An 11,928-nucleotide genomic window follows, 5' to 3' on the forward strand; every position below is an offset into this window, starting at 1 on the left:
TCGCACCTGCTAAGCGAACCAAGGTTGGGGATTTGGAAATGAAGAAGATTTTGCTTGCTCTGACCGCGGTTGCGGCTTTGACCGGTTCGGCCTCGGCGGCCGACCTTGGGGCCCGTCCGTACGTGAAGGCTCCGGCGCCCGCGCCGGTCGCCAACTGGACCGGCTTCTACATCTTCGGCGGTGCCGGCGGCGGGCTCTGGAACGCGGACAGCAACGTTCAGAGCACTGGTGTTGTCGGGCCGTTCGGCGCCTTTGGTGCGGCAGGCACTGCGCTAACCCGCGATCAGCGTTTGGGCGGTAGCGGCTGGTTCGGAACGGTCGGTCTTGGTTATGACTGGCAGTTCACCCCGAGCTGGGTGGCGGGCGTCTTCGCCGATGGTCAATTTGGTGACATTCGTGGTTCCCTCAGCGATCCCTTCAATTTCGTTGAAGGACGCGAAAAGCTCCGGACCAGCTACGCCGCTGGCGTCAGGCTCGGTTATTTGGTCGCCCCGAACGTTCTTTCCTACGTGAACGCTGGTTATTCCGGATCGGAATGGTCTGGCACCAGCCTGTCCACACTGACTGCCGGTGGAGGCCCGACCCTCCTGAATACGTCGTCTTTCCGGCGTGACGGCTGGTTCGTGGGCGGCGGTGTTGAGAACAACCTCAACATCTTCGGGATCAGCGCCCCTGGTTGGTTCATGAAGACCGAATATCGGTCCGCCTTCTACGATCGGATCAGCTTGCCTGAGACCTGTACTGTTGCCGGTTGCGGTGTTGTTGCGCCGCTTGGCACGGCCGCGACCTTCAAGCCCTGGGTCCAGACTATCAGCACCTCGCTGGTCTATCGCTTCAACTGGAGCGGCCCGGTCGTCGCGAAGTACTGATCTGGTCTCAGGACCAAACGTCAAAGCCCCGGCATCGTCCGGGGCTTTTTCGTTGTGATCTCCTCACCGTCAATGACGTTCCTGCATGAGCCGGCGCCCCGCGTGTCAATCGCGGCCCATTGTATCGGAGCCGAAGCTACGGCTAGTCTGCGTCCAAGTTCGCGGGTGCACGGCAATCGTTCATGCCGCGTCGCGACAGAAGCGGACTGATGGGAGGAACGCATGCGCCGATTTCTGCTGATCGCAGGCCTGTTTGCGACTGCCGTCGGGCTGCTCTGGATCGGACAAGGCACGGGCACGCTCGCCTGGCCGCGATCGAGCTTCATGGTCGACCAGCTGCAATGGGCTGGCTATGGCGCAGCCATGGCCGGCTTCGGGCTGGTGCTAATCTGGCAGAGCAGCCAATAAAACAAACCAGGACAAGAAAAGGTACTGAGAGCATGACATCCAGCCGATTCGACCTTCGCGGCAAGGTCGCTGTCGTAACAGGAGGCAATGGCGGCATCGGGCTTGGCATGGCCCGCGGCCTTGCCGACGCCGGAGCCGACATCGCCGTGGTGGGACGCAATGAAACCAAGTCCGCCGCAGCCGTGGCCGATCTCAGACAGCGCGGCGTCAAGGCGATCGCGATCACCACCGACGTGACCGACAAGGCCGCCGTGGCGGCCATGGTCGACCGTGTCGTCAGCGAGCTCGGCCGGATAGACATCCTCATCAACAATGCCGGCATGAGCATCCGCAAGCCCCCGCACGAACTCGAGCTCGACGAGTGGAACAAGGTGATCGACACCAACCTCACCAGCGCCTTCGTCTGCTCGAAGCTGGCCTATCCAGCCTTGAAGGCGTCCGGCAACGGCAAGGTGATCAATATCGGCTCGATGATGTCGATCTTCGGCGCGAGCTTCGCGACCGCCTATGCGGCGAGCAAGGGCGGCATCGTGCAGTACACACGCGCCTGCGCCAATGCGTGGGCGCCCGACAACATCCAGGTCAACGCCATCCTGCCGGGCTGGATCGACACCGACCTCACCCGCGGCGCACGACAGCAGGTCTCAGGGCTGCACGAGCGCGTGCTGGCGCGCACGCCTGCAGGACGTTGGGGCGACATCGACGACTTCGCCGGCATCGCTGTGTTCCTCGCATCGCCCGCCTCGAACTTCCTCACCGGCACCGCGATCCCGGTCGACGGCGGCTTCTCGGTGATGGCCTGAGGCCGGCCGTGGCCGCAATCCACCAACGCAAAAAAGAAGCCCCGGACCATGCCGCGGCTTTGAATTTTGGCCGTGCTTTTTTGATCGTTGGTCGCGTTGCGTCGACGTGCTCAGTAGCGGGCGATGGTCGGGGCGTCGAACTTGTAGCTCGCGCGCACGACGGCCCACTGGATGTCGCGCGGCTTGGCATCGAAGGTGTAGTTACCCGAGGTGCCGCCGAGCTGATAGGTCTGGCTGCCGAAGGCCGCGTAGTTGTATTCGAGGCCAACGACCCAGTTGCGGGTGACGCCGTATTCCCAGCCGGCGCCGACGGTCCAGCCGTTGGCCCAGTGGGTCTGTCCGCCGGAGCCCGACACACCGACGGTGTCGCTGACCGACAGACGGTTGTTCGCGCCGGCATAGCCACCCTTGATGTAGAAGAGGTTGTTCTGCACGGCGAAGCCAGCGCGGCCGACGATGGTCGCGAGCACGTTGGCACGCCAGGAGAACACGTCGTCCGCGGCGCCAAACACGTTGTTTACCACCGTGCCCTTGTTGTCGAGGCCGGAGATCGTGCCTTCCATGCCGAACACGTAATTGTTGGCCTGCCAGTTGTAGCCGATCTGGGCGCCGCCCATGATGCCCGACTTGCGCTGGCGGACGCCTTCGCCCGGCGAAAGATCGCCGAACGGCGCGCCGGTTCCGTTGTTGATGAACTGCTCGTTGGTCCACGCGCCACCGATGTGGCCGCCGACATAGAAGCCGGTCCAGTTGAACAGCGGCTCGACATAGGCGGGCGCCTTCGTGTAGCGCGCACCGAGATCGGCAGCGGAAGCCGCGCCGATCGAAACCAGAGCGGTCGTGCAGGCGAAGGCGGCAATCAATTTGGTACGCATGGTAGACCTCGTGTCCGTTGATGGGCGCACGCTCACAGACGGCCCTTACCAAAATTGAAATCAACACGGTTAATGTGGCGGATGAGCACACGTTGCGCCTTGAATGCATTCGCGATGTTGCAAGCGTGCAACGCACCGAGCGTAATTTAATGCAGCGTTATCCCTACCGAGTCTTGCGCTACGATGGCGGCGCCGCCTTCGACTGCACGTGCTCGGGCCGAACGCCGAGCGCAAGCAGGCGCGCCGGAATGCCCTGGAGCCAGGGCAGCGCAGTGATGAGGCGCACGATCAGCGGCACCTTCAACGGCCGGTCGCTGCCTAGCAAGGCGCCGCTGATGATGTTGTTATGCACGACGACCTGCATTCGCTGCGTCATCTTCACCGGGAACTCGCGCCGGCGTCGCACCGCATCGAGTTCGTTCTCCGAGGGACAACCGTGCTGCAGCTTATCCGCCAGCAGGTTTGCGGTTGCGACCGCGTCCTGCACGGCGAGATTGACGCCGACGCCGCCGACCGGCGACATCGCGTGCGCGGCGTCGCCGATGAGAAGCAGGCCGGGCCGCGTCCAGCGCGTCATGCGGTTGATCGCGACGGTGAGCAGCTTGATGTCGTCAAAGCTCTTCACGTCCGCGATGCCGCTTTTCAGGATCGGCGCCATGCGCACGACGTCGTCGAGCAGCGCCGGCAATCCCCTCGCCTTCACCGCATCAAATTGCCCCTTGGCGATGACGTAGGCGCATTGCCAATAGTCGCCGCGATCGAAGGTGATCATCATCTTGCCGGGCTCGACGCGCGCGAACACATTCTCCGTCTCGTCGGGTCTGCGGCCGGCGCGGAACCACAGCACGTCCATCGGCGCGCCGATCTCCTCGACGGCAAGCCCGGCGCGCTCGCGCACCGTCGAATGCCGGCCGTCGCAGGCAATGGTGAGATCCGCCTCGATGTCGATAATGCCCTCAGGCGTCCTCGCCCGCACGCCGGCGACCGTCTCGCCGCGGCGGATCAGATCGACCGCCTCCGTGCTCATCATCACCTTGAGCGAGGTAAAGCGCCGGCCGGCCTCGCGCAGGAAATTCAGGAAGTCCCATTGCGGCATGAAAGCGATGAAGGGGTACTTGGTGTGGAGCCGGCTGAGATCGGCGATGCGCACCGGCGTGCCACCGAACAGGCCGTCCATTTTCTGCAAGCGCTGATGCGGCAGCTTCAGGAAGCCGTCGATCAGGCCAAGTTCGTCCATCACCTGAAGTGTCGAGGGATGCACGGTGTCGCCGCGGAAATCGCGGAAGAAATCCGCATGCTTCTCCAGTACCACGACCTCGATGCCGGCGCGGCCCAGGAGATAGCCGAGCATCATGCCCGCTGGCCCGCCGCCGACGATGCAGCAGCGGACCTTCATGGTCCGGTTTGGTTGTTGGTCGGATGTCATGGCAGCCGCGATCCGCGATGTGAGTATCGATGAAGATATGCCGGACGATACTAACGCGATCCAGGCCGAGTGCAGTCTCAATTTGCAGACAAAAGCTCACCGCGGCCGCTTTGCTGCAGCAAACAAGCGCCAAATAAAAAAGGCCCGCAGAGCGCGGGCCTTGGGTGAGAACGGGATCGACTATTTCTGGTCCTCGTTGCTGGTCCCGGTGCCTGGACTGCCGATCGGCAACCCATTGGTCGCATGACCGACACCCATGTTCCGCTCGGCTTGTGCTGCTGACGGCGTCTTACCATTTGCGGTTGGGGACTGAACGTTGGGGTTGACCGGGCCGGTATTGGTGTTGACGTTGGCCCCCGTGGTGGTGCCATGCGTCCCCATCCCCGAGGGAGCCGACGGCCCGGAGTTGGCGCTGCTGGGTGACGTGCCCACCCCTGCACCTGAGCTGGCCCCCGATCCGGCGCTGGCGCCACCGGCGCCGCCCGCCGCACCACCGCCCCCTTGGGCAAAAGCCGCCGTCGAAAGTGCAACGCAAGCGATCGTTACGAAGATGGATCTGCGGATCATGGATCGTCTCCCTGGTTTGACTGACAATCCAGGTCAGCAGGAGTTGTTCCTCTCCTGTCGCGGCCGACGAAGACCTCAATTATTGCTGCGGTTCGCGCTGCGAAAGCTCTTGATCTCCGACACGCTGCCGTCGCGGTAGGTCAGCTCAACCGAGACGGACTGCGTCGCCGGGGCGAGCTTCATGTAGAGCGGCATGCCGGCGCTGATCGCGCTGGGATCGCGCATGTCGCAAGGAGGCATCTTCAGCACCTGGTTCGGCACGGCAGTGTCGATACCAATGCGCACCTCGCGAATGGCGCAGCGGTAGGACACGAGATGTGTGTAGTAGACCAGCAGTCCATTGAACTCGCGGAATGACAGCCAGCTTGTCGCGGTCATGTCGAGGATCTTGCGTTGGTCGCGGATCAGCGCGGCCTCGGGATCGAACCTGATCGGGAACGGCCCCTGCATCTCGCCGGACTGATCGACATAGCGGACCTCGATGGTGCCGGCTTGCGCATCCGGCGGCAATTCGACCGACGGGTTCGGCATCCGCTTGCGCGTGCGCGGATCGAGCGTGTCGATGAAGCCGGTTTCGCGGAAATCGCCCTTGCCGGCCATGCGCCAGGAGATGCCAAGCGTCGGATCGGCGAAGGAGAACACCACGCTCCAGCCGCCATTGTGCCGCGAGAAGCTCGCGATCGGCGCGTTGGTGGTCTCCTCCTTCGGCAGGTGCGGCACCGATACCGGCGGGAGCGCGGCGAGCTTCTGCGGCGGCGGATCGTCCGCGCGCGCGGCGGCATCCTTGGCGAGGCCGCTAAGGAAGACGTCGTCGACCATCTGATCGAAATAGACCGGCACCTGCTTGTGCTTCACGGTATCGGCCATCTCACTGACGGCACGGCGGGTGCGCTGCGCCACCTGCACGAGGTTCTCGCCGGGCTTGAGCAGCTCCCTGGCGAAAGTGCGCGTGAACACTGAATTGGGGTTGGCGTCGTCGTTGGAGAGGCGATCGAGCGCGGTCTGGCGGGGACCTGCCGAAAACACCGAGAACACGCCTTCCGGCAGTTGCGTCATCGGCGCGAGCCCGCCGCCACCGGCGACCGCGCGGGTACCTTTGCGCTCGAACGGGTTGTTGCGGCAGGCGTCGAACACCAGGATCGAGGTCCGCGCCCTCTTGTTCTGAAGGCGCTCGACGATGCGGTCGGCCAGGATGGAGGCGTCGCGCACGAGCTCTTCCTGCCCTTCCGTCGCCGCCGGAACGTCGGTCGGCAGCAAGTAGTTCTGGCCCGCGATCTCGAAACCGTGGCCGGCATAGAAGAAGAACGCGGTGTCGCCGGGCTCGATCGCCTTGTCGAAGGCGAGCAACGTCTCGGAGAATTGCTGCCGGTTCTGATTCTCTGCGACCATCACCGAGAACCCGAGCTGCTTCAGCGTGTCGCCCATGGTGCGTGCGTCGTTGACGGCCTTGAGCAGCTTCGGCACGTTCCTGTAGTCGTTGTTGCCAACGACGAGCGCGACCCGCTTCTCGGCATGCGCGGGAAGCGCGAATCCGCTCAGGCCCGCTGCGAGGCCGAGTGCCGCCAGAATTCTGAAAAGCCGACGCGTCATTGGAATACCCCGTTGCAGAACGGCCCTCCGCCGGCCCCCTCGAAAGGTCGTTCATGGGAAACCCAGCCGATGATGTGATAGTCGGTCCAGACATATCGAGGGTTCAAGGGCCTCGGTCCCCGATTCCATCATCGGTCCTATGGCAGATTCCGCTGGAATCTGCTCTTCCTTAGCAATGTCTCTGGGTAATCCCATTGGAACCGAGAGGTATCGTGTATCGCTGGTGCACCGACGAGGTCGAGCCGCATGACCGCTTCGACTATTGGCGCGAGGTGCGCGCCAAGGGTCTGTTCGGCGTCACGGCCGAGCTCGAGCGCGAACGCCGCGCCGATTTCTTCGGCGAATTCTCGCTGCGCCAGCTTGGCGGCGCCAGCCTCGTCGAGTTGAAGGCCTCCGCCTACACGGTCGAGCGTAGCGCATCCGACATCGCCTCCGCACCGGGCGACGCCATCTGCGTCTACCAGCAGCTTGGCAGCGGCGGCTGGTTCGGCGGCATGCGCGGCAGCGACTTTGCGATCGCAAACGGCAGCTTTGCCACCAGCCATATCGACCTGCCCTATCGTACCGCGCCGCTGGGCGCAGGCGGCTTCCATTTGCGAATCCTGAAGATCCCGGTGAGCAACATCCCGGCGCAGGACAAACGCATGCGCGAGCTTGCACCGCGGACGTTTGACGATCCCACCCTGGCGCCCCTGCTCGGCACCTGCTTTGCCGATCTCGACGATGTTGCCGGCAATGACGGCTGCTTCGACGCCGCCTCCCCGGTGCAGGCCTCCCTTGTTCAGGCCCTGGCCCACCTGGCGCTGATCGAGCGCGGCATCGTGCGGCCCGGCGGCCGCCGCGGGCAGGCCGCGCTGCGGACCGCCCGTCTGTCGCAGGCCCGGCGCCTGATCGCGCGTCACCTGCAAGACCCCAATCTCGCGCCGACGATGGTGGCCGACTGGCTCGGCATTTCCGTGCGTCACCTGCATATGCTGTTCGAGACGGCGGAGAAGAGCTTCTCGCAGACGATCACCGAAGAGCGGCTGAAACAGAGCCGCCGCCTGATCCGCGAGGCTCCGGAGCGGCTGATTGCCGACATCGCGGCCGCCTGCGGCTTCGAGAGCTTGGCGACCTACTACCGAGTCTTTAACGCTGCCTATGGCATCGCCCCAGGCGACTTCCGGGCCCAGGTTCGGGCGGGGCATTAGCCGCCGTTTGCCGGCTCTGGTCAGTCCGCCGCTTGGGCGGAAAACCGCAGCCGCGCCCGCTATTTGGGCAAAAACCTCAGGTTTTTTAGGGTCTTCCCGCGCCCGCTCCATTGACTTTGGCGGATTCCTGCCTATGTTCCGGGGCGACGCGGCTCAAATCGAAGATCGATTCTCGAGCCTGGCGCTTTGTTCGCGTGAGTCAGCACCCCCAGCTTCTTTGAGAGCACGCCGTTTTGGGGTGGAACGCGACAGCCTTTTTACCCTCGATTCCGAACGGCGGTTTCGACCAGAGGCTCAATGTCCTTCACCAATCTCGGACTATCCGAAAAAGTCCTCGCCGCAGTGGCGGCCACCGGTTACACCACCCCCACTCCCATCCAGGAACAGGCGATCCCCCACGTCCTCGCACGCAAGGACGTGCTCGGCATCGCCCAGACCGGCACCGGCAAGACCGCGGCCTTCGTGCTGCCGATGCTCACCATCCTCGAAAAGGGTCGAGCCCGGGCGCGCATGCCGCGCACGCTGATCCTCGAGCCGACCCGCGAACTCGCGGCGCAAGTGAAGGAAAACTTCGACCGTTACGGCGCGGGCCAGAAACTCAACGTCGCGCTTCTGATCGGCGGCGTCTCGTTCGGCGACCAGGATGCCAAGCTGACGCGCGGCGTCGATGTGCTGATCGCAACGCCGGGCCGCCTGCTCGACCATACCGAGCGCGGTGGCCTCCTGCTCACCGGCGTCGAGCTGCTCGTCATCGACGAAGCCGACCGCATGCTCGACATGGGCTTCATCCCCGACATCGAGCGCATCTGCAAGCTCGTCCCGTTTACGCGGCAGACCCTGTTCTTCACCGCGACCATGCCGCCGGAGATCCGGCGCATCACCGAGGCCTTCCTGCACAATCCGCAGAAGATCGAGGTCTCCAAACCCGCCACGACAGCCGTGACTGTCACGCAGGCCCAGGTGCCCGCTGGGCGCGAGGCGCACGAGAAGCGCGAGTTGCTCCGCCGCCTGCTGCGCGAGGCCAAGGATCTCAAGAACGCGATCATCTTCTGCAATCGCAAGCGCGAGGTCGCCATCGTTCACAAATCCCTTCAGAAGCACGGCTTCAGCGTCGGCGCCCTGCACGGCGACATGGACCAATCGGCCCGCACGGCGGCGCTCGAACAGTTCCGCAAGGGTGAGTTGCCGCTCTTGGTCGCCTCCGACGTCGCCGCTCGCGGCCTCGACATTCCCGAGGTCAGCCATGTCTTCAATTTCGACGTCCCCCACCACGCTGACGACTACGTCCATCGCATCGGCCGCACCGGCCGCGCCGGCCGCACCGGCACGGCGATCTCGATCGTGACACCGCTCGACCAGAAGTCGATGGCGGCGATCGAGAAGCTGATCGGCCAGAGCATTCCGCGCGCCGAGGGTGACTTCGAGGTGCACGGGAGCACGACCGAACACAGCGAGCGCCCGCGCGAGTCTCGCGGACGGGACCGCGAGCGCTCCCGTGGCGGACGGGGCAAGCCGCGTCGCGGCCACGAGCCGCGTGGCGACGCGCCGCAGCCCTCCGAGGCAAGGCCTTCGGTCGATGCAAGCCCCGCGGCCGAAGCCCGGCCCGCTCGCGAGCCAAGGGCTGCACGCCAAGCGCGGCCTCCCCGCGAAGCACGGCCGTCATCTGAGCCGCGTCAGAGCGCGCGCCATCAGGCCAATCCGTCGCACGTGCCCTCGATCGGCCGTCCCGAACCGCGCCGGCAGCGGGAGGTCGACGCCGAGCCGGGCGATCACTCGCATCTGCCGGCATTTCTGCTGCGGCCGGTTCGCTCCCCCGCCGGAGCCTGAAGCGCGACACGCGCTTTTGGTTTCGGTTGAGGAAAAACGCCCCACACTTTTTTCGGATGCATTGGCGAACGTATATTTACGGGGCGTTCACGATCGTCCGTTAGCCTACGAACATAATTTAAGCATTGCTGCGGTCGAGGGCGCACCGACCGCTGCGGGGTATGTTCCGTGGTCAAGGTTCTCGACGAACACGAACGCACGATGGCGTTCGCCGAAGTGGCGCTCGGCCAGATTCGATCGCTCCGGCAGACGGCAATTCCGCGCAATTACGAGATCTGGTACGTCTACGCCACCGGCTACAACGCACCGCTCAACAAGATCATCAACGAGACGCTGGCGCGCAACGGCAAGCTGACCGAAGCCGATCTCGAGCAGATCTACGAGACCTATCTCTCCCATATCAAGACCACCGACCGCATCGATAAGGTGGGCGCGCGCGTCATCGGCGAGATCGACGACGTGATGAAGGTTCTCGGCGATGCGCTCGGGATGAGCGGCGCCTACGACGCCAGCCTGTCGGGTGCGACCGAGAAACTGTCGTCGGCCAAGGGCCGCGACCAGATCAAGGCGATCGTCGAGACGCTGCTGCGTTCGACCAGCGAGATGCGCGAGGCCAACAAGGCGCTGGAAGGCCGCCTGACACTATCGAGGAACGAGATCAGCAATCTCCAGCAGAGCCTGGAGGCGATCCGCGCCGAGAGCCTCACCGATCCGCTCACCGGCCTCGGCAATCGCAAATATTTCGATCGCATGATCGGCATGGCGGTGCAGAGCGCGCTCGCCTCCGGGGAGCCGCTGTCGCTGCTGCTGTTCGATATCGATCATTTCAAGTCATTCAACGATTCCTACGGCCACCTCACCGGCGACCAGGTGCTGCGCCTTGTCGGCTTGTCCCTGAAGCAGACCATCAAGGGCCAGGACATCACCGCGCGTTATGGCGGCGAAGAATTCGCGGTCGTGCTGCCCAACACGGCGCTGCGCCAGGCACTCACGGTGGCCGATCACATCCGCCGCGCGGTGATGGCGAAGGAACTGAAGAAGAAATCGACCGGCGAGATTCTCGGCCGCGTCACCATCTCCGTCGGCGTCTCCATGCTCAGGCAGGGCGACGACACCGACGCCCTGATCGAACGCGCGGATGCCTGCCTCTACGCCGCCAAGCGCAACGGCCGCAACCGCGTGATCTGTGAAGTCGATCCGGAATACGCGATCGAGACGCACAACCGGGTGGCGTAGGCCCGACCCTCGCTGTCATTCCGGAGCGCACCTCTTGGCGCGAGCCCCGAGAGTTACGCCTTTCGCTTTGCACGCTTGCGCACCGCAAACTTGTTGAGCGATCTTTTTGACGAAGTTTTCTGGCTGGGCTTTCCGGCGGGCGCGTTGGCAGCTTTGCTGACCTTCTTCGTCTTCGGCCGCTTCTTGACCTTGGCGCGCTGGGCGGCAGCGAGCGCTGCCCTCGCCCATTGTGCCAGCTCCTCGGAATCGTCGAACAAGCGCGCGGGCAACTGCCAGTAGGAGTTCACTGTGACTGTCTTGGCGCGGGTCGAGTATTGGAACGGCCTTGAGCCTTCCGCCTCGAAATTCGGGATCGTCATCTCGTCGGCGCGGAAGAACAGCCCGGCGCGCAAGGACAGCGCGAAGTTGATGCCCTCGGCGGAGATGCCGTAGCCGGAAAACATTTTGCGGATCGTGACGGGACCGAAATCGGCGAACAGGTCGATCAGGAATTCGCGGTCCATGGGTATCCCGGAGCGAGCAGGCCGGCCACTATACCACTGCCGTCATTGCGAGCCAACGGGTCCGCGCGAAGCGCGGCCCGATGACAGGCTCCGCGAAGCAATCCAGACTGCCGAGGCAGAGACAGTCTGGATTGCTCCGTCGCATCAGCGCAAAATTGCTACGCAATTTTGTCGCGAGCTCCTCGCAAGGGCGGGGAAAACTACCCGTCGACCTTCGCCGGCCGCAGCTCGACCGACTCGCCGCAGCCGCAGGCGGAGACCTGGTTGGGGTTGTTGAAGACGAACTGGGCCTGCATCTTGTCGGCCTTGTAGTCCATCTCGGTGCCGAGCAGGAACAGCACGGCCTTGGGATCGACCAGTATCTTGACGCCCTTGTCCTCGACGACCTCGTCAGTCGGCCGGATCTCGTGGGCGTATTCGACCGTGTAGGACTGGCCGGCGCAGCCGCCGTTCTTCACGCCGACGCGCAGGCCGACGATCTCGGAGTCCGCGCGCTGGGTCAGCTCCGTGATCCGCTGCGCGGCGGCATCCGTCAGCCGCATCACCTGCGGGCGCGGCCGCCGGGGCTTTGGTGTCGAAGCTGGTGTCGAGCCTGACGAGATCTGGGTCATGTTATCTATGTGGTCCGTTGCGA

Annotated in this window: 12 protein-coding genes; 7 read left to right on the forward strand and 5 right to left on the reverse strand. The window is 64.2% G+C overall.

What is annotated here, in order from left to right; all coding sequences use genetic code 11:
* Positions 1–38: 38 nt before the first annotated feature.
* The 3 genes from IVA96_RS12940 (at position 39) to IVA96_RS12950 (ending at position 2,080) form a co-directional block, all read left to right on the forward strand.
* A complete protein-coding gene (locus IVA96_RS12940) occupies positions 39–869 on the forward strand; it encodes a porin family protein (RefSeq protein WP_247277204.1) in 831 nt (276 codons plus the stop codon).
* Positions 870–1,091: 222 nt separating this feature from the next.
* Positions 1,092–1,277, forward strand: a complete 186-nt coding sequence (locus tag IVA96_RS12945) for a hypothetical protein (RefSeq protein ID WP_247334748.1) — start codon at positions 1,092–1,094, stop codon at positions 1,275–1,277.
* 32 nt (positions 1,278–1,309) lie between these two features.
* Positions 1,310–2,080 carry a glucose 1-dehydrogenase gene (locus IVA96_RS12950; RefSeq protein WP_247417591.1) on the forward strand — a complete coding sequence of 257 codons (771 nt, stop codon included), beginning with the start codon at positions 1,310–1,312 and terminating at the stop codon, positions 2,078–2,080.
* Positions 2,081–2,190: 110 nt separating this feature from the next.
* Here the strand turns inward: IVA96_RS12950 and IVA96_RS12955 are convergent, their stop codons facing one another.
* Both IVA96_RS12955 and IVA96_RS12960 read right to left on the reverse strand, forming a co-directional pair.
* On the reverse strand, positions 2,191–2,955 hold the full coding sequence (locus IVA96_RS12955; RefSeq protein WP_247417594.1) for an outer membrane beta-barrel protein: 765 nt from the start codon (positions 2,953–2,955) through the stop codon (positions 2,191–2,193).
* 178 nt (positions 2,956–3,133) lie between these two features.
* Positions 3,134–4,381: an FAD-dependent oxidoreductase gene (locus tag IVA96_RS12960; protein ID WP_247417597.1), complete on the reverse strand. Its 1,248-nt coding sequence runs from the start codon at positions 4,379–4,381 to the stop codon at positions 3,134–3,136.
* Here IVA96_RS12960 and IVA96_RS12965 point away from each other — a divergent pair.
* On the forward strand, positions 4,380–4,628 hold the full coding sequence (locus IVA96_RS12965) for a hypothetical protein (protein WP_247417599.1): 249 nt from the start codon (positions 4,380–4,382) through the stop codon (positions 4,626–4,628). The genes IVA96_RS12960 and IVA96_RS12965 overlap by 2 nt on opposite strands.
* Positions 4,629–5,023: 395 nt before the next feature.
* Here IVA96_RS12965 and IVA96_RS12970 read toward each other — a convergent pair whose 3' ends face one another.
* The gene (locus IVA96_RS12970) at positions 5,024–6,538 is read right to left on the reverse strand and encodes a caspase family protein (RefSeq protein WP_247417602.1); all 1,515 of its coding nucleotides are present in this window, start codon (positions 6,536–6,538) and stop codon (positions 5,024–5,026) included.
* Positions 6,539–6,750: 212 nt separating this feature from the next.
* On the opposite strand from IVA96_RS12970, the gene IVA96_RS12975 reads away from it, so the two are divergent.
* From IVA96_RS12975 to IVA96_RS12985, 3 genes are all read left to right on the forward strand, one after another.
* On the forward strand, positions 6,751–7,728 hold the full coding sequence (locus tag IVA96_RS12975; protein ID WP_247417605.1) for a helix-turn-helix domain-containing protein: 978 nt from the start codon (positions 6,751–6,753) through the stop codon (positions 7,726–7,728).
* A gap of 297 nt (positions 7,729–8,025) precedes the next feature.
* Positions 8,026–9,555, forward strand: a complete 1,530-nt coding sequence (locus tag IVA96_RS12980; RefSeq protein WP_247277213.1) for a DEAD/DEAH box helicase — start codon at positions 8,026–8,028, stop codon at positions 9,553–9,555.
* Between the two features lie 168 nt (positions 9,556–9,723).
* Complete coding sequence (locus IVA96_RS12985; RefSeq protein ID WP_247417608.1) at positions 9,724–10,791, forward strand: GGDEF domain-containing protein; 1,068 nt, start codon at positions 9,724–9,726, stop codon at positions 10,789–10,791.
* A 53-nt stretch (positions 10,792–10,844) separates the two neighbouring features.
* Here the strand turns inward: IVA96_RS12985 and IVA96_RS12990 are convergent, their stop codons facing one another.
* Positions 10,845–11,294, reverse strand: a complete 450-nt coding sequence (locus IVA96_RS12990) for a TfoX/Sxy family protein (protein WP_247417611.1) — start codon at positions 11,292–11,294, stop codon at positions 10,845–10,847.
* A gap of 200 nt (positions 11,295–11,494) precedes the next feature.
* A complete protein-coding gene (locus IVA96_RS12995; protein WP_247417614.1) occupies positions 11,495–11,905 on the reverse strand; it encodes an iron-sulfur cluster assembly accessory protein in 411 nt (136 codons plus the stop codon).
* Positions 11,906–11,928: the final 23 nt, after the last annotated feature.

This window comes from Bradyrhizobium sp. 159 (assembly GCF_023073795.1).
GTDB lineage: Bacteria > Pseudomonadota > Alphaproteobacteria > Rhizobiales > Xanthobacteraceae > Bradyrhizobium.